Source organism: Sphingomonas sp. Leaf17 (genome assembly GCF_001421505.1).
In the GTDB taxonomy this organism is placed as follows: Bacteria; Pseudomonadota; Alphaproteobacteria; order Sphingomonadales; family Sphingomonadaceae; genus Sphingomonas.
Genome location: NZ_LMKL01000001.1, coordinates 842,582 through 869,491, shown reverse-complemented (window position 1 = coordinate 869,491; position 26,910 = coordinate 842,582). Strand labels below are relative to the sequence as shown.

Genomic DNA, 26,910 nt, shown 5'->3' with positions numbered 1-26,910 from the left:
GGTACTGGGAGGTGCCTCATGACCTATCAAGCCAAGGTGATCGCGGGCGGCAAGATCGTGATTCCCGCCGAACTACGCCGCGAAATCGGCATCGAGGAGGGCGATTCGCTGGTGATCGAGCGCAATCCCGGCGGCGGTCTGGTGCTCAAGACCTATCTGCAGGTCGTTCGCGAAACGCAGGCACGGTTCCGCGCGATGCTGAAGCCCGGCGTCGGGGATCTGGTCGAGTCCCTGATCGCGGATCGACGTGCCGAGGTTGCCCGCGAAACTGCCCAAACCACTCCGACCGGCGCGCGGTCTTGACCGTCGTTTTCGATGCGTCGACCGTGCTGGCGATCCTGAAGGACGAGCCGGGGGCGGATCTCGCGATCGGCCATGCGCGCGGTGCCCTGCTGTCGGCGGTCAATCTGGTCGAGGTGCGCAGCAAGCTGTTCGACGCGGTGACCGATGTCGATGCGGCCATGGCGATGCTGGACCAGTTGGAAATTGTCGTCGTTCCCTTTTCGGATGCGCAGGCGGTGATCGCCGCCGACCTGTGGCCACGGGTCAAGGGACGCAATGTCTCGCTGGCGGACCGCGCCTGCCTTGCGCTGGGCGTCGACCGCAAGGGGACGGTCTTCACGGCGGACAGCCTTTGGGCTGAACTTGGCCTCGACCTCACGATCACCCTCATCCGATGACCCGCGCGACGACGGCACCGGCCACCGCCTTCGCGGTCGCCTCCATCGCCATCGCGATCTATTCGGGCATGGACGCGATCATGAAGGGGCTGTCGATCCAGAGCGGCGCGTACAGCGCGGTGCTGTGGCGGTCGGTGGCGGGCGCGGTCATTGCCGGGTCGATATTCCTCGCGCGCCGTCGGCGCTGGCCGTCGCGCCACGCGCTGCGGCTGCATGTCGCGCGCGGCACGACCGGTGGGCTGTCGGTGCTGCTATTCTTCTGGGGCTTGGCCCGCGTGCCGATGGCGCAAAGCGTCGCGCTGACCTTCCTCGCGCCGTTGATCGCGCTGTTCTTGGCCGCGGTGACGCTGGGCGAGCGGATCCGGCGCGTGGCGATCATCGGCTCGCTGGTCGCCACGCTTGGCGTCATCGTCATCGCGGCGGGGGAGCGCGGCGGCACCGCGTCCGGCGACCATCTGCTCGGCACCGCCGCGATCGTCGTCGCATCGGTGCTCTACGCCGTCAGCCTGGTCCTGTTGCGCGCGCAGGCGCAGGTCGCCGACCCACTGGAAGTCACGCTGTTCACGATGCTGGTCATCGCGGTCCTGCTTGCGATCGGTGCGCCGGTGTTCGCGAGCGCGCCCGAATGGCCGCAGACACCGGCGATCCTCGCCGCCGCCGTGCTGGGCACCATCTCGTCGCTGCTGCTCGCCTGGGCCTATGGCCGGGCGGAGGCGCAGGTGCTGGCCCCGGTCGAATATACCGCGTTCCTGTGGGCGGCGGCGCTCGGCTGGCTGGTGTTCGGCGAGCGCGTCTCGGCGATGACCGTCGCCGGCGCGCTGCTGATCGTCGCCGGCTGCCTCGTCGCCATCCGCAAGCCCGTTTCCGCCCCCCAGACCGAGGCCTCGCAATGACCGTCATCCGTCCCGCCACCCCGGCCGACATGCCGACCATCCTGCGCTTCGTCCGCGAACTTGCCACGTTCGAGCGCGCGCCGGACGCGGTGCTCGCGACCGAGGCAATGCTGACGGACGCATTGTTCGGCCCGCATCCGGCGGCAGAGGCGGTCATCGCCGAAACCGATGGCGCATCGCTGGGCTTTGCGCTGTTCTTCCACAATTTCTCGACCTGGGAGGGACGGCGCGGCCTGTATCTGGAGGATCTGTACGTCACCCCGGCCGCACGCGGGCGCGGCATCGGCAAGGCGCTGTTGCGGCATCTGGCCGCGCTGGCCGTCGCACGCGGCTGCGCCCGGTTCGAATGGTCGGTGCTGGACTGGAATGCCGATGCTATCGCCTTCTACCGATCGGTCGGCGCGGTGGGCATGGACGACTGGACCATCCAGCGGCTGAGCGGCGACGCGCTGGCCGCCTTTGCCGCCGATTCCCGCTAAATCCGTGGCTTACGGTCAGCCTTCATACAGGCGGGGTGTGGCAGGGTGCGAGCCATGATCCCCGACCTTGCCGGCCTGCCGCCGCTCTACATCCTCATTCCGCTCGCACTGATCGCACTGGCGATCGCGCGAAGGATCCCGGTCATCGGTACGTTGGTATCGATCGCCAGTTGGATCGTGCTGATCGGTCTGGTGGTGACGCTGTTCACGCAGCGCGCGCAACTCGATCCCTATCTGGGCAAGGTTGCCGGGTTGCTGCGTAGCGACGGACAGACGGTGGTCGGCAAGGAAACGCGGTTGCGCATGGCCGATGACGGTCATTTCTGGGCGCGGGTGACGATCAACGGGGTGGAGCGGCGGATGCTGGTCGACAGCGGTGCGACCGTGACCGCGATGTCCGCCGATACCGCCGCCGCCGTCGGGCTGGCGGTGGAAACGCCGCTGGTCCCGGTCCTGCTCAGCACCGCCAACGGCACCGTCCGCGCGCGCACCGCGACCGTGCCCGAACTGACCATCGGCAATATCGTCGCGCGCGACGTCGCGGTCGTCGTGTCGCCCAATTTCGGCAATGTCGACGTCATCGGCATGAACCTGCTCTCCCGCCTCGCCTCCTGGCGGGTCGAGGGCCGCACGATGATCTTGGTTCCGCACCACCCGCAGGCGGTGACGGGGGCGTGAGAGGTGCGTTTGGCGGTTAGTTGCCCGGCTGCTTTCCGCAGCCGGCTGTCGATAGCGATCACAAGTCGCCGCGAGCGATCGCGATTCCCAAAATCATTGCTCCCACCCCTAGAATTACTACTTGTGCCCAAAAAAGCAGCGGATTTTCAGCGCGATAGACTACCGAGCCATGAATGCCGATGTGTCCTCGCCAAATTGCAAATGTTATGATTACGACAACCAATACCAGAACAGCGAGCATTTGGTGTTCGTATCACCTTCCGGAGCGACCGCAACTGGGCGCTACCCGCGATCACCCCGTATCCTCCATCGCCGCGAGCGCCAGCGCGAACGTCCCCAGCGGCCCAGCCTGTTCGCCGAAGCACGCCGGCGCGATCAGCGTGTCGAGCGTCGCCGCGTCCACCCCGGCGACATAGCCCGCCAGCAGCGCCGCGACCTGCGCGCGGATCAGCGGGAACAGGTGCGGCTGGCCGCACCCGACGCCGCCGCCGATCGCGATCCGCTGTGGCGACAGGGTCAGGATCAGCGTGGCGAGCAGTTCGGCGATCGCGCCCGCGACCGGCTGCCACAATGGATCGCCTGCCGGAATGTCCTGCGCCGGGCGTCCGGCCCGCGCGGCGATGGCGGGACCGGACGCCAGCCCCTCCAGGCAGTCGCCGTGGAACGGGCAGGTGCCGGCAAAGCCGTCGCCGTCCTCGCGCCGGACGCGGACATGGCCCATTTCGGGGTGGAGAAACCCGCGCAAGGGGCGTCCGTTGACGACCGCGCCGCCGCCGATGCCGGTGCCGATCGTCAGGTAGATGCTGGACGTCATGCCGCGCGCCGCGCCCCAGCGATGCTCGGCCAGCGCGGCGGCGGTCACATCGGTGTCGAAGCCTGTCGGCACCGCGAACGCACGGCCGAACCGCCCGGCGACGTCGGTCCCGGCCCAGCCGGCCTTGGGCGTGTTGGTGATGAAGCCGTAATCATCGCGCGCGGGATCAAGGCCGATCGGACCGAAGCTGCCGATGCCGATCGCGGCAAACGCCTCCCGGTCCCACCAGTCACGCAATTGCGTCTCCAGCCGGTCCATCGTGTCGGCCGGGGTCGTGGTCGGGATCGCCACCCGCTCAAGGATGGTCTGCCCGCGCCCGAGCAGGGCGAAACATTTGGTTCCGCCCAGTTCCAGTCCGGCAAGCAACGGCTCAGTCATCGCGCATCCCCCAAAAGACCCTGCTCGCGCCGTTGGCGGGCGCGGGCACGACGGCAGAATTGGACCGGGCGTTCCCGTCGTCCCTGTACGGCACCGGCAGCCCGTCGGCCCGCAGGGGCGGGATCGGGGATCCGCCCGATACGACCGGCCGCCCGGGGCTGCGCGCAACGCCGGTCTTGGCCTGTGCGGCGGCGAGTTGCGGCAGGCAGGCCAGCGACGTGCCGATAAGCAGGCGCGTGATGCGCGTCATGATCCCTCGTCCCCTCGCCGGTCCGCCGCGTCGTGGTAAGGAGTACTGGGTAGCAGGCCCGCAATCCTTTGCAAGCATTTACACAATCGTTTGCGATACTGTTAGCCCGTCGACAGCCAGCAACCAGACCGCGACGTCACAGCCGCCGACAGGGGCAGGGCGAGCGGGATCCCGAGGATCGGATGTGAAGGGGGAGGGTCGGTTGGCGGCGGACCTTTCCAAAAAAAGGCTGTCCTACATCGGCGCGATTTGCTTCGGTCGTGTCCGCACCAATCGACGGAACCCTCTGCCGCCCCGCGCGCACCGCGCGGACAGGGCTTACCCCCCATTGCGGGTGTAACCTTTGTAACCTTCCACCACGCGAATCACGCGCACCCGGGCAGGCGGCAGGCCTTGGCGTCACATACCGCAGGCCGTCATTCCGCTCCGCCCTCCCCATCGCGGGGAAACGGATCATTATCCCACGCTCGACCCGCGCACGATCAATTGCGGGTCCAGCCGCCGCGACTCTGCCGGCTCGCCCGCGATCCGCCGGAACAGGATGTCGATCAGCGCCGCCGCGCCCGTCACCAGATCCTGGCGGATGGTGGTCAGCCCGGGCGTGGTGTGCGCGGCCAGCGTCACGTCGTCATAGCCGACGACGGCGACATCCTGCGGCACGCGAAGCCCGCGTTCGCGCAGCGCCCGAAGCGCGCTCATCGCCACCACGTCGGACGCGGCGAAGATCGCGTCGGGGGCGGGATGGTCCGCCAGATACGCCGCGATCGCCGCATAGGCCGCGTCCGGCGTCATGTGCAGGTCCAGCGTCGTGCCGGTTACGCCCGATCCGCCCGCCGCCAGCGCCGCGCCGACCACCGTCTCGAACCCGGCGAGACGTTCGGCGAATTCCGGCGCGCTGGCGTTGCCCAGATACAGCAGCCGCCGCCGGCCAATCGCGATCAGGTGCTGCGCCGCGCGCGCGCCGCCCAGCCGGTTGTCCGATCCGACCGTCAGGTATCGCTGGCCGGGCAGATCCGCGCCCCACACCACGATCGGCGCATAGCGCGCGGCGACCCGGTCGATCACCGCGCCCTGGTCCGACTGGCCGATCAGGATCAGCCCGTCGATCCGTCCGCTGTCGACCAGCCGGTCGAGCCAGTCGCTGTCGGTGGGGATGACCCGCGACAGCATCAGGTCGTACCCGCGCGCGGTCAGCCCGTCGGCCAGATGACCCAGCAGCGACAGGAAGAACGGGTCGGACAGATGCTGTCCCGCCTCATGCCCCAGCGGCAGGACGAGGCCGATCGATTGGGTGCGTTGCAGCCGCAGGTTGCGCGCAAGCTGGTTGGGCTGGAACCCGTGCGCGTCGGCCAGCGACCGGATGCGCGCGCGGGTCTGTTCGTTGACCGACGCATGGCCCGACAGCGCGCGCGACGCGGTCGACACCGACGTACCGGCCGCGCGCGCCAGATCGGCGAGGCTGCCGATCGTCGTCGGCACCCCGGGATCGGAGCCGGGACCGGTCATGCCACCACCCTGGTCAGCAACACCGGCCGCCATTCTTGCCGCCATAGCGCGCCTCCTGCCGGTCGCGGAAAAAGGCGGTGCGGGTCATCGCCGCGCGGTCCGGGTGATGCGCGGCCATATGCGCCAGATAGGCGTCGTAGGACGGCAGGCCGACCATCAGCCGCGCCGTCTGCGCCAGCGTCGCGAACAGGGTCATGCGGTCGCAAGTCCCGTCGTCTCGACCATCGTCGGATGATCGACCGCCCGCGCCGCGCGGATGCTGCGGATCGCATAGACCAGGATCGACAGCACGACGGCCAGGAACAGCGCGCACAGGCCGGCGTCGATTCGGTCGTTCATCACGATCCGGCCCATGTCCGCCATCGACTTGGCAGGCGCGAGCACCTCGCCGCGCGCCGCCGCATCGCCGAACTTCGACGCATGCGCCAGGAAGCCGACTCGCGGATCGGCGGAGAACAGCTTCAGCAGGCTGGCCGCCCCTGTACACAGGATCAGCCAGCCGGCGGGAACGGCGGTGACCCAGGCGTACCGGTCGCGCTTCATCTTGAAGAGGACGACCGTGCCCAGCATCAGCGCGACGGCGGCAAGCATCTGGTTCGAGATACCGAACAGCGGCCACAGCGTGTTCACGCCCCCCAGCGGATCGGTCACGCCCTGATACAGGAAAAAGCCCCACGCGCCCACGCACAGCGCGGTCGCGACCAGCCCCGGCACGACCGACGAGGTGCCCCGGAACCGCGGGAAGGCGAGGCCCAGCAGATCCTGCAACATGAACCGTCCGGCCCGCGTGCCCGCATCGACCGCGGTCAGGATGAACAGCGCCTCGAAAAGAATCGCGAAGTGATACCAGAACGCCTTCATCGCGTTGCCGCCGACGACGTGGCTGAAGATTTCGGCCATCGCCACGGCCAGCGTCGGCGCGCCGCCCGCCCGGCTGATGATCGTCTTCTCGCCGACCTCCTGCGCGGTGCGGGTGATCGTCTCGGCGCTGATCGGAAAGCCCATGGCGGTCACGGCGGCGGCGGCGGACCCGGCGTCGGTGCCGACGATCGCCGCCGGGCTGTTCATCGTGAAATACACGCCGGGGTCGAGGATCGACGCACCGATCAGCGCCATGATCGCGACGAAACTTTCCATCAGCATCGCGCCGTATCCGATGAACTTGGCATCGCCCTCGCTCGCGATCAGCTTCGGCGTCGTGCCGCTGGCGATCAGCGCGTGGAAGCCCGATACCGCGCCGCAGGCGATGGTGATGAACAGGAACGGGAACAGCGCGCCGGACCACGCCGGGCCGGACCCGTCGACGAACGGCGTCAGCGCCGGCATCCGCAGGGGCGGGGCCATGATGACGATGCCGATCGCCAGCGCGCAGATCGCGCCGATCTTGAGGAAGGTCGACAGGTAATCGCGCGGCGCGAGCAGCAGCCAGACCGGCAGCGTGGCGGCGACCGCGCCGTACCCGATCAGCGTCCAGCACAGCTGGATCGGCGTCAGCGTGAAGATCGGACCCCAGACCGGCGACGCGGCGACCGCCTGACCATAGACGATCGCGGCGACCAGCCCGACCAGACCCAGGATCGACACCTCGCCGATCCGGCCCGGGCGGATCCAGCGGGTATAGATGCCCATCAGGACGGCGAGCGGAATGGTCGCGGCGACGGTGAACAACCCCCACGGACTTTCGGCCAGCGCGCGCACGACGATCAGCGCCAGCACCGCCAGGATGATGACCATGATCATGAACGCGCCGAACAGCGCGATCGTGCCGGGCACCACGCCCATTTCCAGCCGGATCAGCTCGCCCAGCGACTTGCCGTCGCGCCGCATCGACAGGAACAGGACCAGAAAATCCTGCACCGCGCCGGCCAGCACGACGCCGACCAGGATCCACAGCGTGCCCGGCAGATACCCCATCTGCGCCGCCAGCACCGGCCCGACCAGCGGCCCCGCGCCGGCGATGGCGGCGAAATGGTGGCCGAACAGGACGCGGCGGTCGGTCGGCACATAATCCAGCCCGTCGCCGCGCGTCACCGCCGGGGTGGGCCGCGCCGGGTCGAGGCCGAGTACGACGGTGGCGATGAACTTGGCATAGAAGCGATAGGCGATCAGATAGACGCAGACCGCGCCGGTCAGGATCCAGAGCGCGTTTACATTCTCGCCACGCACGGTGGCGACGACGCCCAGTGCAACCGCTCCGACGATGGCGATCACCGCCCACACCGCCTTGCCCATGACCGTCACGCTGCTGTCCCCCACCGAATGGCGGCTATCCTAGCAGGCGTGCGACCGTTTCGGGAACCCGTTGTCGTATCACCGATCATGCCGGCGGTTCAATCATCCGGTGGGGTCGGGTCGGGCCAGAACCCGCTGTCGGCATCGGGGTGCGGGCGCGGATGGCTGACCAGCGGCAGGACGGGCCGGTCGCCGTCAAACGCAACCCGGATCGCCGCGCCCGCGCTCGTCGGCCCCTGAAAGACCGCGTCGATAGCGCGACCGGCCCGCAGCATTGCCCCGATCCACGGTGCGCGCTCGGCGGTCAGATAACCGATCTGAATATCCCGCGCGCTTATGACCATCACCGCGTTCGGATCAACCGGATTGCGTGGTTCGGATACCAGCGCGACCGGCTCGCCGGGCGTGCACAGCATGATTTCGAACCGGCGATTACCGCCGCCTTTGCGGTTCGGATAATCCGCGCCGACGACGTACAGGCTCATCTGGCGGCCCATGCGTCAGGCGCCCGGTGGTATGCCCCGGTCGGCATCGCTGCCGGTCGGTGCATGCACCGCGTGGCAGATGGCCCGCAATGCCGGTTTCAACCCCTCTTCCAGCGTCGGGTGATAGAGGGGCAGGTCGAGCAGCGCGGTCGCGGTTTCGCCGCGCGCGATGGCCCAGGCGATCAGGTGGCCGACATGGTCCATGCCGGGAGCCGCCATCACCGCGCCGGTCAGCCGCCCGTCCTTTGGATCGGCATAGATCCGGGCGAGGCCGACATTGCGCGCCTCGACCTTGGCCCGGCCCTGATCCGCGTAGGACGCCTCGCCGATTACGCTGTCGTCGCCGGCCGGCTGGCCGATCGTCGCGATTGGCGGGTCGGTGAAGGTGATCGTGAACGGCACCGCCCGCTCGGCCGGCTCGACATCGGGAAAGCGCGCCGCGTTGCGCCCGGCGATCGCGCCCTCGTCCGATGCCTCGTGCAGCACCGTCCGACTGGCGTCGGCATCGCCGGCGATGAAGATCGCCGACGCGCCGCACTGCATCGTGGCGGGATCGAACACTGGTGTGCCGTGATCGTCGCGCACCAGTCCGGTGGCATCGAGGTTCAGCCGGTCGAGCGCCGGAGGACGCCCGACTGCGACCAGTACGTGGTCGTACCAGGCTTTCCCTGACGAATCGCCGGTCCACGATACCGCCACGCCGTCGCCATCGCGGCGGGCCTCCACCGTGACGCCAAGCACGAAGTCCAGTTCGCGCGCCAGCAGATCGCGCAGGACCGGTTCGACCACCGCATCCTTCACGCCGCCGATCCGCGCGCCTGTGTCGAACACAGTCACTGCGACACCCAGCCGGGCCAGTGCCTGCGCCAGTTCCAGCCCGATCGCACCCGCACCGATCACCGCCATCGAGGCCGGCAGCGTCGACAACTCGAAGATCGTCTCGTTAGTCAGCGCCCGGTCGCCGAGGGCTGCAAACATCGGCGGCATCATCGGCCGCGATCCGGTGGCGATGACGAACGATTCCGCGCGGACATGCCGGCCATCGTCCAGTGCCAGCGTCGTCGCATCGACGAAGCGGGCGGTGGCCTGCACCGCGATCCCGTCCGGCAGGCGGGCGATCGACGCCTTGGTCCCGGCCACGAACCGGTCGCGCTCATGCCGGACGCGCGCCATCACCGCCGCGCCGTCGATTGTCGGTGTAGGCACGGTGACGCCGAAGATCCCGGCATTGCGCACCGCATGCGCCGCCTTGCCGGCCGCGATCAGCAGCTTCGACGGCATGCAGCCGACGCTGGCGCAGGTGGTGCCCGCGAACCGGTCGTCGATCAGCAGGGTCGTCGCCCCCGCCCGCCGTGCCGCACGCTCGGCCGCCAGCCCGGCGGTCCCGGCACCGATGACCGCCACGTCACATTCCAGCGTCTGCATGGGGTATTCTCCAGATGTTGCGCCACTGAACCTTTCGCCGGGTGCGTCCGTTCCACCGTTTGCGCGACCATAGGATGAACCATCAATGCTGACCCTGCATCATCTCGACTATTCCCGCGGCACACGGATCATCTGGCTGCTCGAAGAACTGAATCTCCCCTATGATCTGGTTCGCTATCCCCGCACGCCGGAGTTCTCGGCGCCCGAGACGCTGAAATCCGCCCACCCGCTCGGCAAGTCGCCGGCGATCGTCGACGGCGATCTGGTGCTGGCCGAATCCGCCACCATCCTGCGCTACCTGCACGACCGCCACGGGCAGGGCCGCTTCACGCCACCCGCCGGGACCACCGCGCATGCGCTGCACGAGGAATGGCTGGACTATGTCGAAAGCACCGCCGGCTTTCCGATCATGATGGCGCTGATCGGCGGAATGCTCGGCGGCCTGCCCGACAAGGTCGACGGGTTCGCAAAGGACCGGGTCGCGCGCACGCTCGATTATCTCCTGTCGGGGATCGCCGGCCCCTATCTGATGGGCGACCGAATCACGCTGGCGGACATGCAGATGACCTATATGCTCGACATGGCGCATCAGGCCGGGTTGCTGGACGGGCATCCGGGCATCGTCGCCTATCTCGACCGGCTGAAGGCCTGTCCCGGCCTGCAACGCGCGATCGAGAAGGGCGGTCCGATGGTGCCGCCGCGCTGAGCCGTGGCGCGAATCGGGGGTCAGGCGGCGCGGGCGTGGTCCGCGCGCTCCTCGATCCCCGTAAGGTCCGAGGCCAGCAGGCCGGCGATCCCGGCGGCGGCGACCGGGCGGCTGAACAGATAGCCCTGGATACTGCCGCAGCCCTGTCCGTGCAGTCGCGCCAGCTGATCCTCGTCCTCGACCCCCTCGGCCGTGGTATCCATGCCGAGCGCCGATGCGAGGTCGAGGATCGCGCGGACGATCGCCGCGGCGCTTGGGTCCTGCGCCACGCTGATGACGAACGACCGGTCGATCTTCAGCTTGTCGAAGGGAAAGCTCCGCAAATAGCTGAGCGAGGAATAGCCGGTGCCGAAATCGTCCAGCGCGATGCGGATGCCCATCGCGCGCAGGCTGTGCAGCAGCGACACGACCGGACCTTCGCCATCCAGGAACACCGATTCGGTGATCTCGACCTCCAGCCGCTGCGGCACCAGCCCGCTGCGGGTGAGGGCCTGCAGCACGATTGATTTGAATCCGTCGTTGCGGAACTGGATCGGGGACACGTTGACCGCGACCCGGACGTGGTCGGGCCAGTGTACCGCCTGTCGACAGGCCTCGTGGATCACCCATTCGCCAAGGCCGATGATGAGGCCGGTTTCCTCGGCCACGGGGATGAACTCGACCGGCGACACGAACCCGCGTGTCGGGTGGTTCCAGCGCAGCAGGGCCTCGAACCCGCCGATCCGCTGGGCCTTCAGGTCGAAGATCGGCTGGAAGTGCAGTGCGAACTCGCCGTCGTGCAGGCCCCGGCGCAGGTCCAGCTCCAGTTGCCGGCGCGCGCGGGCGGCGGCGTCCAGCGCGGGTTCGAAAAAGCGATAGATGCCGCGCCCGTCCTGCTTGGCGCGGTACAGCGCCAGGTCGGCATGCTTCAGCAGATGGTCGGCATCCGCGCCATCGGCCGGGCCGATCGCGATGCCGATGCTGGTCGCGATCATGACCGGATGATCGTCGACGACCAGCGGCGCGCGCAACATGTCGATGATCGCCTGCGCCAGCTCGCGCGGGCGGGCCGGGTCGATCGCCCCGTTCAGGATGATCGCGAATTCGTCGCCGCCCAGCCGGGCCAGCAGGCCGTCGGTCACGCGTTCGGCCAGCATCGTGCCGACCATCCGCAGCAGGGCGTCACCGACCGGATGGCCCAGCGTGTCGTTCACCCCCTTGAACCCGTCGAGGTCGAGCGACAGCACCGCCACGCTTTCGCCCGACCGCACGCTGCGGGTCAGCGCCTGGTCGAGCGACTGGCGGAAGAAGCTGCGGTTGGGCAGGCCGGTCAGCGCGTCGTGCAGCGCCAGATGCGTGATCCGGTGTTCGCGCTCGACGATGCCGGCCGACATCTTGTTGAAACTCTCGGCAAGCCGGCCGATTTCGTCGCGGCCCTCGACCGCCACTTCGGTCCGCCCGCCGTCCTCCAGGGCGCGCGCCGCCCGGTCCAGTGCGGCGATCGGCCCGGCAATCCCGCGCGCCAGCCGCTGACTGCCGGCGATCACCAGCACCAGCCCGAGCAGCCCGGCGACCATCATGCCCACCTGCAGCGGCAGATAGGGGGCAAGCGCCGCATCCAGCGGATAGCGGATCAGCAGCGCCGCCTGTGGCTGGCCCGACGGACCGGGCAGCCGCTTGGCCAGCGCATAGGCACGCCCTTGCGGCAGCGACAGCAGGCGGGCCGCGCGCGTTTCGGCGACCAGCGCATCGGTCTGCGCATTGGCACCCACGGACCCGTCGGCGGCGATCCAGTGACCGGCGGAATCACGGCGCAGCATCGTCGCGATCAGCGGGATCGCCGACAGTTTCTCCAGCGCGCGCATCTCGCCGGCATCCAGCGGCACCGCGAACACGACCCAGCCGATTTCGGTCGGGGCCAGGATCGGCGACAGGACCAGGCGAAAGACCGATCCGCCGGAGGCCACCACCGCGTCGCGCCGACCGTCGGCCAGGGTGAAGGGCAGGCGGGCAACCGTCGCGCTCAGGTCCGCCGCCGCGCCGATGACCGTTCCGTCCAGGTTGACGACGACCGCATGGGCCACGCCGGCGCGCGCCTGCAGGTTGACCAGCGCGGATTCGATCGTCGGACGGTCGCCGCTGGCCACCGCCGCGCGGAACCCGAAATCCCGTGCCAGCACATCGGCCGACCCGGTCAGCGACTTGGCGCGCAAGGCCCAGAGCCGGTCGTACACCGATCCGCTCGCGGTCAATTCGGCGGCGACCGATTCGCGCGCGTGGTTCCAGATCATGGTCTGCGCGACGATGGCGACGACGACCAGCGCGGCCGCGAACAGCAGCGCGTACAGCACCGCCAGCCGCGCCCTGAGGCTCCTGAACCGCCAGCGCCACGGGATCGTCATCGGCGGATCGCGTAGGTGGTGGACAGGCCGGTGGCGGCGACCGACGCGGTCTGGCTCAGCACGTTGCCGGCCGCGCGGATCGACGGGTGCCATACGCGAATGGTCACTGGTCCGGTTGGAACACCGGACAGGGCGGCGCGGCCGGCGGCGTCGGTCCGCACCGTGAAGGGGGACGCGGTAACGTAGATCGCACCGTTCATCCGGTCGTGGATGTTGCAGCCCAGCGTGACGACGCCCGCCTTGTCGAACACGATGCTGCGCGCATCCTCGCGTCCGTACAGCTTCAGGTCGAACTTCCTGGCCTTGGAGAAGGAATAGACGTGGTGGCGGACCTTGTCGCGATTGGGAAACACGACGCTGGCCCCCACGGGCACGATCAGCACGTCGGGCTGGAAGGTGATGTCGCGCTGTTCGACCACATACGGCCCGCGCACGACGGGGGTGCCGCCGCGCGGGGATTCCACGCTGACCACCGCGCCGGGCAGCGGCCGGCCGTCGGGGCCGCGGACGTCGATGGTCACGCTGGCGGCCAATACCGTCGACGGCACGGCCAGTGCGGACGCGGCCAGCATTGCAGGGGGAATCAGGGCGGCGGAAAAACGGATCGTCATAACCTGCATCTATCGCGACAATCGTTTCAGGTGGGTGAAAGCCCGGTTTACGGTATATGAACCACTATGGATCCATTGGGTCGGCCATGCAGAAGCCCGACCGCATCCGACGTTATCCGTCCGTCTTCGTCGTTCTTGCCACGCTTGCGCTGGCAGGTGGTGGCCTGGCCGCCAGTCCGGCGATCGCCGGGGATCATCGCGCCGGGGGCAAGCTGGTCCTGACCGACGGGATCACCAATGTCGAGGGCGCGGCCGGCGGCGGTATCGCGACATGGGCGATGATCGCCGGCAACGAAACCGACGCCGGCATCGGCGGCAGCGCGCATGCGACACTGGTGGCGCTGCCCGATTTCGACCTGAAAAGCTATGGCGCGGCGATCGGCCTGTTCGACCGGGTCGAGCTGTCCTACGCGCACCAGAGTTTCGACACGCGGCGGGCGGGGGCCGCGCTGGGGCTGGGTCGCGGCTTCACCTTCGCGCAGGATATCCTTGGCGCGAAACTACGAATCGCGGGGGATGCGGTGTGGGGGGCGGCGTCCCTGCCGCAGATCGCGATCGGCGTGCAGCACAAGATCGCCGACAAGGCCGCCGTCGTCCGCGCGGTCGGCGCGCGCGAGACGCGCGGGACGGATTTCTATGTGTCGGCGACCAAGGTGCTTCTGGCGCAAAGCCTGGTGGTCGACGCGACGGTCCGGTTGACCAAGGCCAACCAGCTGGGTCTGCTCGGCTTCGGCGGGGACCGGACCGCCGGGCGCACCGCGCAGTTCGAGGGGTCGGCGGGGATGCTGCTGACGTCGCGCCTGCTGGTCGGCGGCGAATACCGGACCAAGCCGAACAATCTGCGCTTCGCCAACGAGGACGACAGCTACGACCTGTTCGCCGCCTGGGCGATGCAGCGCAACGTGACGCTGTCGGCGGCCTATGCCGATATGGGCGACATCGCCACGGTGCCGGGCCAGCGCGGGCTGTTCCTGTCGCTGCAGGGCGCGTTCTGATATCCCGGCGCTGATACAAGGATGACGAGATGCTGTTGATCGCCCTGTTGCTGGCCACCCAGACGGTCGTCGTGCCGGAGGAGCCGGTGGATCCCTATACCGTGTCCGATGCCAATGCCGGCGCGACGCCGGTCGGCGGCGACGGCTTGTGGCGCGCGTTCCACGGGCGCGACGGCGTCGACCGGATCGTCGACGACCTTGTCGTCCGCTCGATCGCCGACCGGCGCATCGGCGACATCTTTCGCGGTCAGGACATGGCGCGGCTGCGACGGACGCTGAAGGAGCAGTTCTGCTACATCCTGAACGGCGGCTGCGCCTATACCGGCCGGACGATGAAGGACTCGCACCGCGATCTGGGCATCCAGCAGGCGGACATGGGCGCGCTGGTCGAAAACCTGCAGGCGGCGATGCGACAGGAAGGCGTCCCGTTCATGGCCCAGAACCGGCTGCTGGCGAAGCTCGCGCCGATGAAGCGCGACATCGTCGAACGCTGACGCGCATTTTCCGCTCGACGCGCCGCCGCCGCCTCGGCCATCATGCCCGCCATGGTGCCGCGACCACGCGGTGATGGGAGACGGACATGATGAAGGCCCTGATCGCCGTTGCGGCCTGCGCGGTGGTGGCCGCGGCCACCCCGGCGCAGACGATACCCTCGCCGGTCGCGCGCGCGCTCGCCGATCCGGTCCGCGCCGATCAGCAGGGCGACGACGCCCGGCGACAGGCGGCGGCCGTGGTCGCCTTTTCCGGCCTGAAGCCCGGACAGACCGTCGTCGATTACCTGCCGGGTTCGGGCTACTGGACCCGGATCTTTTCCGGCGTCGTCGGACCAAAGGGGCGCGTCTTCGCGCTGTGGCCGGTGGCGGGCGCGCGCTATGCCGAGAAATCGCTGCCAGCGCTCAAAGGCCGCGGCCTCGCCAATGTGACGGCGGAGGTTCAGGCGACCAACCTGCCGACCGCGCCGGTCCCGGTCGATCTGGTCTGGACCGTGCAGAACTATCACGACATCCCCAACAAGGGTGCGGGCGAACCGGCGTTGCGCGCGTTCGACGCGGCGGTGTTCCGCATGCTCAGGCATGGCGGCACCTATGTCATCATCGACCATGCCGACAAGCCGGGCAGCGAGATGACCGGCACCGAAACCACGCACCGGATTGACCCGGCGGCGGTCAAGCGCCAGGTGACGTCGGCCGGCTTCACCTTCGTCGGCGAATCGCGCGTGCTGCGCAATCCGGCCGACGACCACAGCAAGAACGTCTTCGACCCGGCAATCCGCGGCAAGACCGATCAGTTCGTCTACAAGTTCCGCAAGCCGTAAGGGCGCGCATCCGGTCTGGATACAAGGCCCCTGTTCCCCCGCCCGCGCGGGGAAACAGGAGTGGGTCTGGCAAGGCCCGCTATCGCACCGCCGCGCGCAGGGTCGCGCGCACGCCGGTCGTGCGGGGTTCATATTCGATCGCCGTCTGCAGGCTCTGCGCCATCGCCCGGACCAGCTTGGTGCCAAGGCCCGTACCCTTGGGCACGGTCCCGTCGGCGATGCCGCAGCCGTCGTCCTCGACCGCCAGCAGGAAGAAGTCGTCGTCGATCCGGTGCAGGCCGACCCGCACCTCGCCCGCCCCACCCGGATAGGCGTATTTGCAGGCGTTGGTGACCAGTTCGGTGACGATCACGCCCAGCGACACCGCACGATCGGTCGGCAGGCGGATCGGTTCGGCGGCCAGCGTCAGTGCGCGCGGCGCCGCGTCGGTCGACCAGGTTTCGGCCAGCTCCTCGACCAGCGCGCCCAGATATTCCTGCATATCGACGCTTTCGACGTCGTTGCTGGTGTACAGCCGGCGGTGGACCTGCGCGATCGCCGCGATCCGGCGCTGTGTATCCTCCAGGGCGGCCCGGGCGGGGCCGTCGTCGAGTGCCGCGGATTGCAGCCGGACCATCGCGGTGACCAGTTGCAGCGAATTGGCGACGCGGTGGTTCACCTCGCCCAGCAACGCCTCCAGCCGGGCGTTGCTGGCGCGCAATTCCGCCTCGGCCGCCGCCTTGCCGCGCTCCAGCTCGGCCTTCTCGCACACCTGCGCGAAGGTTGCGGCCAGCAGGTCGAAGAAATCGTCGCCGATCGTCTTCACCACATAGTCGGCCGCCCCGGCCTTCAGCGCGGAGACCGCGACCTGCGTTTCCTCGGACCCGGTGACGTACACCACCGGTGGCGGCACGGGCAGCGCGTGCAGCGCGGCCATCGTCTCCAGCCCGTTCAGGCCGGGCATGTAATGGTCGACCGCGACCAGATCGAAGAACTGCTCGCGGGCCAGCGCCACGCCCTCGTCGCCGCGCGCGGCCATCGTCACGGTATAGCCGCGCCGGGCAAGCGCCCGCGCCACCAGCCGCCTGAGGCCGTCGTCGTCGTCGATATAGAGGACGGCGGGTCCGCTCATCCGTTATCCTCAAGGTCGGGGACCTGGATGACCGACAGGAACAGCCCAAGCTGACGGATCGCGACCGCGAAGCTCTCGTAGTTCACGGGCTTGGTGATGTAGACGTTGCAGCCCAGATCGTAGCAGCGCTGGATCTCGACCTTGTCGTCGGTCGTGGTCAGCACAACGACGGGCGTTCGCTTCAGCGGGCTGTCCTCGGCCTTGATCTTCACCAGGATGTCGGTTCCGCTCATGTCGGGCAGGTTCAGGTCGAGCAGGACGAGCGCGGGACCGTTCTTCGCCGGACCATCGGCCGCGTTGAACAGGTAATCGAGCGCGGTGGTGCCATCGAGGAAATGGGTGATCTCGTTCGAGATGCCGGCACGGCGGATGTTCTTCTCGATCAGGCGGGCGTGACCCTCGTCGTCCTCGATCATGACAATGCTGACGGATTTGTAATCGTTCATGATGCGTTTTCCCGCAGGGTCAGGGTTTTTGGCAGGTTGAGCCGGAATGTCGCCCCTTCGCCAAGGGTGCTGGCGACGTCGATCGTTCCGCCGAGGCGATAGGCCAGCGCGCGGACATGCGCCAGACCGATGCCCTCGCCGGGCTGGTCCTGCGCGCCCGATCGCCGGAACAGGTCGAACACGCGGGCGTGGTCGCGCGGGTCGATGCCGCGGCCATTGTCCGCAACCGACAGGATCACCCGGCCGCCCTCCGCCGTGCCCGACACGGTGATCTCGCCGGGCACGCCGGGTTTCAGATACTTGACCGCATTCTCGATCAGGTTCGACAGGATCTGTTCGATCGCCAGCCGGTCGCTGACGATGGCGGGAATCGGCCGCGCCACGGTCAGCGTCACGTCGCGTTCGACGATTCGGTGGTGCATCGTGTCGGCGATGCCGTCGACCAGGGCGGCGACGTCGAGCGGTTCGGGCGCGATCGTCCGCCGCCCCTCGCGCGACAGTTTCAGGATGGCGTTGATGAGCCGGTCCATCTTCTGGGTCGAGGCGCGGATGAAGCCGATCGCCTCGGGCAGGTCCTCGCGCACCGCCAGCCGGGCATCCTCGGTCACGATGTCCGGCGCGGTCGCCTCCGCCCGGTCGATCAGCCCGGCCATCGCATCGGTCGCGGCCGACAACTCGGCGGTGAAGCCCATCACGTTGACCAGCGGCGATCGCAGGTCGTGGCTGACGATATAGGCGAAACGCTGAATTTCCTCGTTCGCGCGGCTCAGGTCGGCGGTACGGGTCGTGACCTGCAGTTCCAGCGTGTCGTTCAGCGCGCGCAGCGTTTCGCGCGACTGCGTCAGGTCGCGGGTGTAGCGCAGCACCGTGAGCAGCGAGGCGAGCGCCAGCAGGATCAGCAGGGTGACCGCCACGACAAGCACGACGTAGAAGGCCCGCTGCCCGGTCCGCTGCTCGGCATCGCGCAGCGTCAGCAGCCGGCGCTCCTCGACCAGCATGCCGCGAAATACACGGCGCAGGTCACGGATCACCCGGACCCCGGTGTCGACCCGGAACAGCGCGACCGCCGCCGCCGTGTCGCCGCGCCGGACCAGGGCGTTGCTGGCCTCGTGCTGGCGGGCCAGTTGCGCCAGATCGGCGCGGATCGTGGCCAGCGCCCGGCGCTGCACCGCATTGTCCCCGGTCAGCCGCGCCAGCGTGTTCAGCGTCGGGGCCAGCCTCGATCGCGCCTCGGCAAAGCTGGTCATGAACGCCGGATCGGGATTGAGCATGAAGCCACGTCGCGCGGTCTCGGTCTGCTCGACCAGCCGGTGGACGTCGCCGATCATGTTTTCAACGCGGTAGGTGTGGTTGACCGCCGCCACATAGCGTTCGTTGCGCTCGCTGACCCACCACGCGACGGCGGCGGTCGCGATCAGCGCGATGAAGCCGAGCGTCATGCAGGCGACCAGAAACCGGCCGAACAGGCTGTCGGAAAGAGGCAGGGTCGCAAGGCGTTTGGGCATGGGCGGTCGTTACGGCACGATGACGATTTATGCCAGTGATCGTACGCTGCCCTAGAGCAGCCGATCCTGCGCGCTGGCGCGGCCGACATGACCGCCGCCGCTGCGCCGATCCATCTCGGCATTGGCGGTGAAACGAATGTCGGGATCGCGATCGGTCAGGAAACCCATCAGCGATTCATGGTCGATCTCGCACCACTCCTTGCCGCGATCAGGACCGTAGCGGACGCGCGGGATCAGGCCGGGTGTCCGCGACCATTCGATCAGCTGCGCCAGGCTGGCCGCGTTCAGCAGGTCGCGCAGGTGGAACGCGGTGACATAGGCGTCGGGGAAGGCGCGGTGAGCGGGCAGGCCGCGTTCATGGTCGATCCCCTCGGGCTTGCGCCAGTAGCGGAGCACCTGATTCGAGAAACTCGGGCTGTCCGGCCACACCCGCAGCGCGCATTTCCAGGTGCAGATCCAGTCGGCCGACCGGGTCAGCGCCGGCGTGCAGAACTGCTGCTCGAAATCGGCGCGGTGCGCGGCCAGCGCCAGCCGGCGCGGCCAGGGGTCGAGCTTGGCGCGGGCGGCATCGTGCCACCACGGCGCATCGGCGACATCCTCGTCGCGGATATGGTGGATCGCCTGCGTCACCGGCGGGATCGCGCGGCCGGGGTTGATGAGCATGCTCCCGCCCTCGCCATAGATTTCCCAGCGGCCATCGGCGCCCAGCGCCACATCCTGCCAGCCGATCTCGCACACGCCGTGCGCGGGCGGGGCTGAACCGGTCGTTTCAAGGTCGATGACGCGGACGATCTGCGGGGCGGGGGGAGGCATGGACCCTATCTGGGGGAGGGGCGGGCAGAGTGCCAGCGGGAAAAGTGCGGGGATATTGTGTGTCTGGGGGCGGGGCGGACGAATCGGGCGCTGAGAATGCCTACGCCAGCCCGCCGGAATCGAAATCCATCTCGCGCACCCCGCGCCGCCGCCGTGCGGCCTCGACCAGATCGCGCAGTTCCTCGCGCCGGGCGATCGCATCGGGCACGTCACGAATCGTGAACGCGGCCCCGACGGTGGTCGGGTCGCTGGAGGTCAGCGTCAGCGTGCCGATCCCGGCCAGCTGGTTCAGCAGCGAATAGCCGATCCGCACGTCCTTGATTCGGTACAGTTCGATCTCGTCGATGGTCTTCAGGAACACGCCGCGCCGGACGATCAGCCTCTGGTCGGTCACGACGAACGACGCCCCCAAATTCTGCAGCCAGCGCGCGGCGACGATGACCAGCCCGACGCCGACCAGACACAGCAGCAACGTGCCCCAGCCGGCAAGGCTGCCGACCAGCCACCGTGCAGTCGACCCCCGGAACGTGTCGAGTGTGCGCTCCCCGCCCGACCGGGGGGCGTCCGCCGCGTCATCGCCTGACCGCCAGTCGAACCGTCGTCGCATGGGCGCTGTCCTTCCGTTCCGCTGTTGATCAACCATGCGCCGGCCGGCGGGCGGGTTCCAACCCGACCGCGACCAGATGCGCATCGACCGCATCCAGCAGGCGGGCCAGCCCGGCGGCATCCCTCGCCTCGGCTCGCGCGGTCAGCACGTCCTGCGTGTTCGACGCGCGCAACAGCCACCAGCCGTCCTCGGTGGTGACACGCGCGCCGTCGGTCCGGTCGACGACCGCATCCGACGCGGCCAGCCGGTCGAGGATGCCGGCCATCACCGCGAATTTGTCCTGCGACCCGACCCGGATCTGGATTTCCGGCGTGTTGATCCAGGCGGGCAGCGCATCATGCAGGGCCGCCAGCGACTGGCCCGACAGGTGGATCGCACGGATCAGCCGGACGGCGGCGTAATGCGCGTCGTCGAAGCCGTAATATTCATGGCCGAAGAACATGTGCCCGCTGATCTCACCGCCCAGCGGTGCACCGGTTTCCTGCATCTTGGTCTTCATCAGGCTGTGCCCGGTCTTCCACATCAGCGGCACCCCGCCAAGGTCGCGGACCCGGTCGAACAGGCCCTGGCTCGACTTCACGTCGCCGATGATCGTCGCGCCGGGCAGTTCGCGCAGTACCGGTTCGGCCAGGATCGCGAGCAGCTGGTCACCCCAGACGACCCGGCCGGACCCGTCGACCGCGCCGATCCGGTCGCCGTCGCCATCGAACGCGAAGCCGAAGTCGAGCGACTTTTCGATGACAAGCCGCTTGAGATCGGCAAGATTGGGTTCCTGCGTAGGGTCGGGATGATGATTGGGGAACCGGCCGTCGACCTCGGTGAACAGCAGGTGATGGTCCCCCGGCAGCATTTGCACCAGCGTCTCGATGACCGGGCCGGACGCGCCGTTGCCCGCGTCCCAGCCGATCCGGTACGCGCCGCCGCCATAGCCGGCCATCAGCCGCCCGACATACAGGTCCATCACATCGGCCTGCGTGACGTCGCCGCTTCCCTCTTCCCAATCGCCGGCCGCCGCCAGCCGCGCCAGATCGTGGATATCCGCACCGAAGAACGACGCGTGGCCGATAATCATCTTGAAGCCGTTGTCGTCGGCCGGATTGTGACTGCCGGTAATCTGGATGCCGCCGTCGACCTCCAGTGTCGCTTCGGCATGATATAGCATCGGCGATGGCCCCATGCCGATGCGGACGACGTCGACGCCGCTGGCGGTCAGCCCGGCGACCAGTGCCGCCTCCAGCGCGGGCGACGACGTCCGGCCGTCATAGCCGACCACGACCCGCCGACCGCCGGCCCGGCGCAGGCGGGTGGCGAAGCTGCGACCGATCGCGGTGGCGTCGGCGGTGCCCAGCGTCCGGCCGACGGTGCCGCGAATGTCATATTCGCGCAGGACGGACGGATCGAAGACATGGCGCATGAAACGGTTTCCTGAAACGTCGTGATCGTCCGACATCGCCGGCGGATCAGCCGTTGCGGGGCAGCAACAGGTCGCGCGCCGCGTTGACCCGTCGCGCCTCGTCGGACGATCCGCCGCGATCGGGGTGGACGGCGGCCACCAGCCGGCGGTGCGCGGCGCGGATTTCCAGCGCATCGGCATCCATGCCAACGCCAAGGATCGCGCGCGCCTCCGCCTCGTCGGCGACCTGCGCATAGGGGCGCGCGGGCACCCGCCTGGGCGTCGGTCGCAGATAGCGCCAGACGATGTAGATGATCGCCGCAGCGATGATCCATTTCATGCGCCCACCGTCGTCATGCGGCCGCCATCCCGGGCTGCTCGGGCGTATGTTCGGGCAGCGAGAGGCCTGCCATCATCTCGCGCAGTTCCTGCCGCGCGGCGACATGGCCCAGCCCCATCGCCCCGAACTGGCCCGAGTCGATCATGGTCAGGCCGGCGGGAAACAGTTCGCGGTAGATTACGCGTTCGCCAAGGCCGGGGATGATCCGGAAACCGACCCGCTTGGCCAGTTGCCCCAGCGCATCCGACACGCGGCGCATGTTGCGCGCCTCGATATGCTGCAACCGGTTGCGCAGCACGACCCAGTCGATCGTCGCCCCGTCGGCGCGCGCGCGCGTCTTGCGCATGTCCCACACCAGTTCCGAATAGAAGCTTGGGCGGGTGACCTTGTACGTTTCGGGATCGACCTGGCCGATCAGGTCGAAATCGACGAAGCTGTCGTTCATCGGCGTGACCAGCGTGTCGGCCAGCGTGGCGGCGGTGCGCGCGAAATAATCGTCGCGGCCGGGCGTATCGACGATCAGATAGTCCGCGTTCGCGCTGAGCGACCCCCACAGATCCTCGAACACCGATTCGGTTTCGCCGTCATGGGTGGCGTGCGCCGGCATCGGCAGGGACGCGCCGGTCCGCTTGATCGTCTCGCTGCGATTGTCGAGATAGCGCCCCACGGTGCGCTGACGATGATCGAGATCGAGCACCGCGACGCGCGCACCCTTGGCCGCCAGCGCGATGGCGACATGCACCGCCGTCGTCGACTTGCCCGTTCCGCCTTTTTCATTGGCGAAGACAATCACATGGGGTTCGCCCGGACCCTTGGTCAATTTTGTCGCTTCCTGTGTTGCCGAAGAACGTTACCCTCCATAGAAGCCCCGGCCTCGGGGAATAAGGGGGAAAATCGCGTGCTCACCATCCGTCGACGGGATGCCTTGCGCGAACAGGTCGCCGCCTGGCGCGCAGAGGGTAGCCGGATCGCGCTCGTGCCCACCATGGGCGCGCTGCACGCCGGGCATATCGCGCTGATCGAGGCCGCCAAGCGCCAGGGCACGCGCGTCGTCGCGTCGATCTTCGTCAACCCGAAACAGTTCGGCCCGAACGAGGACCTGGCGCGCTATCCCCGGCGAGAGGCGACCGATGCGCGGATGCTGACCGATGCCGGCTGCGACCTGCTCTGGGCGCCTGCGGTCGAGGAGATGTATCCCGATGGCTTTGCGACAACGGTATCGGTGTCGGGGGTGAGCGACGGGCTGGACGGGGCTTCGCGGCCCGGCCATTTCGACGGGGTCGCCACCGTCGTCGCCAAGCTGTTTGGGCAGGTTGCGCCCGACATCGCCTATTTCGGTGAAAAGGATTTCCAGCAGATCGCCGTCATCCGGCGCATGGTTGCGGATCTGGACATGGGTGTCGAGATCGTCGGCGTGCCGACGCAGCGCGACGATGATGGCCTCGCCCTGTCGTCGCGCAACATCTATCTCGACGACGACCAGCGGCGTCAGGCGGTCGCGTTGCCGCGCGCGCTGGGCGTCGCGGCGCGGGCGATCGCGCGCGGCGAGGATGCGGCCAGCGTGGTGAACGACGCAATCGTCGCGTTGAACGCGGCGGGCTTCGCGGTCGATTATGTCGAGCTGGTCGACGCCGAGACATTGGGGCCTGCGTCGCCCGATCGCCCCCGTCGTCTGCTGGCGGCGGCGCGGATGGGAGCGACGCGGCTGATCGACAATATCGCGGTTGCCGGCCCCGGGCAGGGTTAACGGCACCATTAACCATTTGGTGACAGGCCTCGCGCTATCCCTCCGAATCGCAATGATGCGACAACGGGGGCGACAATGGGCAGCAGCCTGAGAAGTGCGCAATTCCTGATCGAAAGCCGACTGCGCGACGCCGCGCGGGGTGATGCGACCGCCCTGTACGAACTCGGCATCGCCTATTCGACCGGGACGGCGGGGGTGGGCGTCGACATGATCGAGGCGCACAAATGGTTCAACCTTGCCGCGGTCAGCGGGTCCGAGGCGGCGCAGGAATGTCGCGCCGAAATCGCCGAGGACATGACCGCGCGTCAGGTTGCCGAGGCGCAGCGTCAGGCGCGGGCCTGGCTGGCGCTGACGCAACGCCGGGCGGCTTAAAGCGGCGCTTGTGGTGTGACGGCACGCTCAAGGAACATCCGGGTTCCTGCGGACGCAGAAACCCGGAGCCACGAGCGATTGCCCGTTTGACCCCGGGCTCCTGCATCCGCAGGAGAACGATCGGCCGGCGGCTTACTCCGCCGCCTTCCCAACCTTGGCTACGGCCTTCTTTGCCGCCGGCTTTTTGACCGCTGGCTTCTTGGCCGGCGTCTTCGCGTCCGCCGTCTTGCCCTCAGCCTTTGCCGGTGCCTTCTTCGCCGCCGCTTTCTTGGGCGCGGCCTTTTTCTTCTTGGGCGGTGCCGCGGCCGCGCGGTCGTCGATCAACTGGGCGGCTTCCTCCAGCGTCAGCGCGTCCTGCGCGATCGACTTGGGGATCGTTGCATTGGTCTCGCCATCGGTGACGTACGCACCGTAGCGCCCCTCCATCAGCTTGATCTCAAGCTCGGTGCGCGGATGCTTGCCCAGCACCTTCAGCGGCTCGCGCGCAGCGCCGCGCGCCGGTCGCCCGCCGCCCGCCGCCGCCTCGGCCAGCTTGACCACCGCCGCGTTCATCCCCGTCTCGAACACGTCCGCCGTCGATTGCAGCCGGGCATATTTGCCGGCGTGCTTCAGATACGGCCCATATTGGCCGATCGCGGCGATGATCGGCTCGCCGGTTTCGGGATGCGTCCCGACCGTACGCGGCAGGCTGAGCAGCTTCAGCGCCCATTCCAGGTCGAGTTCACCGATATCCCTGGGGATCGACGCGCGCTTGGCCTCCTTGCCCTCGCCCAGCTGGATGTAAGGTCCGAACCGCCCCGACTTGCGCTCGATCGGCAGGCCGGTTTCCGGGTCCTTGCCCATCGTCTCCGGCCCGGTATCCTCGGTGCCATCGCCACCCGGCTGCGCGAAGCGGCGGGTATATTTGCACTCGGGGTAATTGGAGCAGGCGATAAACGCGCCGAACTTGCCGCCGCGCAGCGCGAGGCGTCCTTCGCCGCAGTTCGGGCAGAGGCGCGGATCGCCGCCGTCCGCCTTGTCGGGGAACAGATAGCCGCCAAGGAAGATGTCGAGTTCGGCGGTCACCTCGGACGGCTTCTGCTCCATCACCTCGGACGTGCGCGGCTTGAAATCGCGCCAGAACGCTTCGAGTACGGCCTGCCATTCGGCCCGGCCGCCCGACACATCGTCCAGTTCCTCCTCCAGCTCGGCGGTATAGTCGTACTCGACGTATTTCTGGAAAAACCGTTCGAGGAACGCAGTCACCAGCCGGCCTGATTCCTCGGCATGGAAGCGGTTCTTCTCCAGCTTCACATAGCCGCGATCCTTTAGCGTCTTGACGATTGAGCCATAGGTCGACGGACGACCGATCCCCAGTTCCTCCATCCGCTTCACGATGGTCGCATCGGAAAAGCGCGGTGGCGGCTGGGTGAAATGCTGCTCGGCGTTGACCGATTTCTTGGCCGGTGCGTCGCCCTCGCGCATGCGCGGCAGGCGGCGGGCATCCTCGTCCGCCGTATCGTCGGTGCCTTCCTCGTACAGCGCGAGATAGCCGGGGAACAGAACGACCTGGCCCGTCGCGCGCAGCACGTTGCGCCCGGTGCCGTCGGCCAGCTCGACCGCGGTCCGCTCCAGCCGCGCCGACGCCATCTGGCTGGCCAGCGCGCGCTTCCAGATCAGGTCGTACAGCCGGGCGTGATCACCGCTGCCCGACTTGTCCTTGGCGAAATCGGTCGGACGGATCGCCTCATGCGCTTCCTGCGCGTTCTTGGCCTTGGTCTGGTACTGGCGCGGCTTGTCGGGGACATAGGACGCGTCGTAGCGGTTGGCGACGGCGAGGCGCGCGGCGGAAATCGCGCTGCCGTCCATCTGCACGCCGTCGGTCCGCATATAGGTGATCGCGCCGTCCTCATACAGGCTCTGCGCGATCCGCATCGTGTGATCGGCGGAAAAGCCCAGTTTCCGCGAGGCTTCCTGCTGTAACGTCGAGGTCGTGAAAGGCGGCGGCGGGTTGCGGGTGGCAGGCTTCGTTTCGACGCTCTGGACGCTGAAGCGGCCATCCTCGACCGCCTTCTTGGCGGCCAGCGCATCGCCCTCGTTGCCGATCGACAGCCGGTCGAGCTTCTTGCCGTCCCACTGCACCATCCGCGCGGTGAAGGGCGTGCCGTCATGCTCCATGCCGGCCGTCACCGACCAGTATTCCTGCGCGGTAAACGATTCGATCTCGCGCTCGCGGTCGACGATTATCCGAAGCACGACCGACTGGACGCGCCCTGCCGACTTGGCGCCGGGCAGCTTGCGCCACAGCACCGGCGACAGGGTGAAACCGACCAGATAATCCAGCGCCCGGCGCGCCCGATACGCGTCGATCAGGTCGGTATCCAGCTCGCGCGGGTTCGCCATCGCGGTCGTCACCGCCGCCTTGGTGATCGCGTTGAACGTCACCCGCTGCACGTCCTTGGGCAGCGCCTTGCGGCCCCGCAGCACCTCCTGCACATGCCAGCTGATCGCCTCGCCCTCGCGATCCGGATCGGTCGCGAGGATCAGGCGGTCGGCGGTCTTCGACAGGTCGGCGATGGCCTTCAGCTGCTTGGTCTTGTCGGCGTAGTTTTCCCACGACATCGCAAAACCGTCATCGGGATCGACGGAGCCGTCGCGCGGCGGCAGGTCGCGGACATGCCCATAGCTGGCGAGAACCCGGTAATCCGAGCCAAGATATTTCTCGATGGTCTTCGCCTTGGCGGGCGATTCGACGATGACAAGCTGCAT

At 68.3% G+C, this 26,910-nt stretch carries 29 protein-coding genes; 11 read left to right on the top strand and 18 right to left on the bottom strand.

Annotated elements, in window-relative coordinates:
• Positions 1-18: 18 nt before the first annotated feature.
• From ASE75_RS04040 to ASE75_RS04020, 5 genes are read left to right on the top strand one after another with little or no spacing between them, the layout of a single operon-like run.
• Positions 19-303, top strand: coding sequence for an AbrB/MazE/SpoVT family DNA-binding domain-containing protein (locus tag ASE75_RS04040; RefSeq protein ID WP_055928989.1), 285 nt, complete (start codon positions 19-21; stop codon positions 301-303).
• The gene (locus ASE75_RS04035) at positions 300-680 is read left to right on the top strand and encodes a type II toxin-antitoxin system VapC family toxin (protein WP_055928986.1); all 381 of its coding nucleotides are present in this window, start codon (positions 300-302) and stop codon (positions 678-680) included. Before ASE75_RS04040 ends, ASE75_RS04035 begins: the two co-directional genes overlap by 4 nt.
• Positions 677-1,573 (top strand): DMT family transporter, encoded by an 897-nt coding sequence (locus ASE75_RS04030; protein ID WP_055928983.1) that lies wholly within the window; start codon positions 677-679, stop codon positions 1,571-1,573. Before ASE75_RS04035 ends, ASE75_RS04030 begins: the two co-directional genes overlap by 4 nt.
• The gene (locus ASE75_RS04025; RefSeq protein WP_055928980.1) at positions 1,570-2,052 is read left to right on the top strand and encodes a GNAT family N-acetyltransferase; all 483 of its coding nucleotides are present in this window, start codon (positions 1,570-1,572) and stop codon (positions 2,050-2,052) included. Before ASE75_RS04030 ends, ASE75_RS04025 begins: the two co-directional genes overlap by 4 nt.
• A 54-nt stretch (positions 2,053-2,106) precedes the next feature.
• Positions 2,107-2,730 (top strand): retropepsin-like aspartic protease family protein, encoded by a 624-nt coding sequence (locus ASE75_RS04020; protein WP_055928978.1) that lies wholly within the window; start codon positions 2,107-2,109, stop codon positions 2,728-2,730.
• 292 nt (positions 2,731-3,022) lie between these two features.
• Here ASE75_RS04020 and ASE75_RS04015 read toward each other — a convergent pair whose 3' ends face one another.
• The 7 genes from ASE75_RS04015 to ASE75_RS03985 form a co-directional block, all read right to left on the bottom strand.
• Positions 3,023-3,922, bottom strand: a complete 900-nt coding sequence (locus ASE75_RS04015) for an ROK family protein (protein WP_082463777.1) — start codon at positions 3,920-3,922, stop codon at positions 3,023-3,025.
• On the bottom strand, positions 3,915-4,172 hold the full coding sequence (locus tag ASE75_RS04010; protein ID WP_055928971.1) for a hypothetical protein: 258 nt from the start codon (positions 4,170-4,172) through the stop codon (positions 3,915-3,917). Before ASE75_RS04010 ends, ASE75_RS04015 begins: the two co-directional genes overlap by 8 nt.
• Positions 4,173-4,628: 456 nt before the next feature.
• The gene (locus tag ASE75_RS04005; protein WP_055929475.1) at positions 4,629-5,678 is read right to left on the bottom strand and encodes a LacI family DNA-binding transcriptional regulator; all 1,050 of its coding nucleotides are present in this window, start codon (positions 5,676-5,678) and stop codon (positions 4,629-4,631) included.
• Between the two features lie 13 nt (positions 5,679-5,691).
• Positions 5,692-5,874 carry a YbdD/YjiX family protein gene (locus tag ASE75_RS04000; RefSeq protein ID WP_055928967.1) on the bottom strand — a complete coding sequence of 61 codons (183 nt, stop codon included), beginning with the start codon at positions 5,872-5,874 and terminating at the stop codon, positions 5,692-5,694.
• Positions 5,871-7,910, bottom strand: a complete 2,040-nt coding sequence (locus tag ASE75_RS03995; protein ID WP_055928965.1) for a carbon starvation CstA family protein — start codon at positions 7,908-7,910, stop codon at positions 5,871-5,873. Before ASE75_RS03995 ends, ASE75_RS04000 begins: the two co-directional genes overlap by 4 nt.
• A gap of 98 nt (positions 7,911-8,008) precedes the next feature.
• Positions 8,009-8,407, bottom strand: coding sequence for an HIRAN domain-containing protein (locus ASE75_RS03990; RefSeq protein ID WP_156340097.1), 399 nt, complete (start codon positions 8,405-8,407; stop codon positions 8,009-8,011).
• A 3-nt stretch (positions 8,408-8,410) separates the two neighbouring features.
• Entirely contained in the window at positions 8,411-9,820 is a 1,410-nt protein-coding gene (locus ASE75_RS03985; RefSeq protein WP_055928961.1) for a dihydrolipoyl dehydrogenase, read from the bottom strand.
• 85 nt (positions 9,821-9,905) lie between these two features.
• Here ASE75_RS03985 and ASE75_RS03980 point away from each other — a divergent pair, with 85 nt between their 5' ends.
• Entirely contained in the window at positions 9,906-10,526 is a 621-nt protein-coding gene (locus ASE75_RS03980; protein WP_055928959.1) for a glutathione S-transferase family protein, read from the top strand.
• Positions 10,527-10,546: 20 nt separating this feature from the next.
• On the opposite strand, the gene ASE75_RS03975 is transcribed toward ASE75_RS03980, so the two are convergent.
• Positions 10,547-12,907 (bottom strand): putative bifunctional diguanylate cyclase/phosphodiesterase, encoded by a 2,361-nt coding sequence (locus tag ASE75_RS03975; protein WP_082463776.1) that lies wholly within the window; start codon positions 12,905-12,907, stop codon positions 10,547-10,549.
• The gene (locus ASE75_RS03970; protein ID WP_235512503.1) at positions 12,904-13,527 is read right to left on the bottom strand and encodes a methylamine utilization protein; all 624 of its coding nucleotides are present in this window, start codon (positions 13,525-13,527) and stop codon (positions 12,904-12,906) included. Before ASE75_RS03970 ends, ASE75_RS03975 begins: the two co-directional genes overlap by 4 nt.
• A 77-nt stretch (positions 13,528-13,604) precedes the next feature.
• On the opposite strand from ASE75_RS03970, the gene ASE75_RS03965 reads away from it, so the two are divergent.
• From ASE75_RS03965 to ASE75_RS03955, 3 genes are all read left to right on the top strand, one after another.
• Positions 13,605-14,513, top strand: coding sequence for a DUF3034 family protein (locus ASE75_RS03965; protein ID WP_082463810.1), 909 nt, complete (start codon positions 13,605-13,607; stop codon positions 14,511-14,513).
• A gap of 29 nt (positions 14,514-14,542) precedes the next feature.
• The gene (locus tag ASE75_RS03960) at positions 14,543-15,007 is read left to right on the top strand and encodes a group I truncated hemoglobin (RefSeq protein WP_055928953.1); all 465 of its coding nucleotides are present in this window, start codon (positions 14,543-14,545) and stop codon (positions 15,005-15,007) included.
• 89 nt (positions 15,008-15,096) lie between these two features.
• Positions 15,097-15,828 carry a class I SAM-dependent methyltransferase gene (locus ASE75_RS03955; protein ID WP_055929463.1) on the top strand — a complete coding sequence of 244 codons (732 nt, stop codon included), beginning with the start codon at positions 15,097-15,099 and terminating at the stop codon, positions 15,826-15,828.
• A 79-nt stretch (positions 15,829-15,907) separates the two neighbouring features.
• Here ASE75_RS03955 and ASE75_RS03950 read toward each other — a convergent pair whose 3' ends face one another.
• The 8 genes from ASE75_RS03950 to ASE75_RS03915 form a co-directional block, all read right to left on the bottom strand.
• Positions 15,908-16,939: a sensor histidine kinase gene (locus ASE75_RS03950; protein WP_055928950.1), complete on the bottom strand. Its 1,032-nt coding sequence runs from the start codon at positions 16,937-16,939 to the stop codon at positions 15,908-15,910.
• Positions 16,936-17,385 carry a response regulator gene (locus ASE75_RS03945; RefSeq protein WP_055928947.1) on the bottom strand — a complete coding sequence of 150 codons (450 nt, stop codon included), beginning with the start codon at positions 17,383-17,385 and terminating at the stop codon, positions 16,936-16,938. The genes ASE75_RS03950 and ASE75_RS03945 overlap by 4 nt, the downstream gene beginning before the upstream one ends.
• Positions 17,382-18,890 carry a sensor histidine kinase gene (locus ASE75_RS03940; protein ID WP_055928942.1) on the bottom strand — a complete coding sequence of 503 codons (1,509 nt, stop codon included), beginning with the start codon at positions 18,888-18,890 and terminating at the stop codon, positions 17,382-17,384. Before ASE75_RS03940 ends, ASE75_RS03945 begins: the two co-directional genes overlap by 4 nt.
• A 51-nt stretch (positions 18,891-18,941) precedes the next feature.
• On the bottom strand, positions 18,942-19,703 hold the full coding sequence (locus tag ASE75_RS03935; protein WP_055928940.1) for an exonuclease domain-containing protein: 762 nt from the start codon (positions 19,701-19,703) through the stop codon (positions 18,942-18,944).
• A gap of 100 nt (positions 19,704-19,803) precedes the next feature.
• The gene (locus ASE75_RS03930) at positions 19,804-20,310 is read right to left on the bottom strand and encodes a PH domain-containing protein (protein ID WP_082463775.1); all 507 of its coding nucleotides are present in this window, start codon (positions 20,308-20,310) and stop codon (positions 19,804-19,806) included.
• A gap of 28 nt (positions 20,311-20,338) precedes the next feature.
• The gene (gene pgmG, locus ASE75_RS03925; RefSeq protein WP_055928937.1) at positions 20,339-21,724 is read right to left on the bottom strand and encodes a phosphoglucomutase/phosphomannomutase PgmG; all 1,386 of its coding nucleotides are present in this window, start codon (positions 21,722-21,724) and stop codon (positions 20,339-20,341) included.
• Between the two features lie 46 nt (positions 21,725-21,770).
• Positions 21,771-22,043 (bottom strand): J domain-containing protein, encoded by a 273-nt coding sequence (locus tag ASE75_RS03920; protein ID WP_055928934.1) that lies wholly within the window; start codon positions 22,041-22,043, stop codon positions 21,771-21,773.
• A 13-nt stretch (positions 22,044-22,056) separates the two neighbouring features.
• Positions 22,057-22,863: a division plane positioning ATPase MipZ gene (locus tag ASE75_RS03915; RefSeq protein ID WP_055928931.1), complete on the bottom strand. Its 807-nt coding sequence runs from the start codon at positions 22,861-22,863 to the stop codon at positions 22,057-22,059.
• A 78-nt stretch (positions 22,864-22,941) separates the two neighbouring features.
• Between ASE75_RS03915 and panC the strand changes: the two genes are divergently transcribed.
• Both panC and ASE75_RS03905 read left to right on the top strand, forming a co-directional pair.
• Entirely contained in the window at positions 22,942-23,790 is an 849-nt protein-coding gene (panC, locus tag ASE75_RS03910) for a pantoate--beta-alanine ligase (RefSeq protein ID WP_055928928.1), read from the top strand.
• A 75-nt stretch (positions 23,791-23,865) separates the two neighbouring features.
• Positions 23,866-24,162 (top strand): SEL1-like repeat protein, encoded by a 297-nt coding sequence (locus ASE75_RS03905; protein ID WP_055928925.1) that lies wholly within the window; start codon positions 23,866-23,868, stop codon positions 24,160-24,162.
• A 132-nt stretch (positions 24,163-24,294) separates the two neighbouring features.
• Here the strand turns inward: ASE75_RS03905 and topA are convergent, their stop codons facing one another.
• Positions 24,295-26,910, bottom strand: a complete 2,616-nt coding sequence (topA, locus tag ASE75_RS03900; RefSeq protein WP_055928922.1) for a type I DNA topoisomerase — start codon at positions 26,908-26,910, stop codon at positions 24,295-24,297.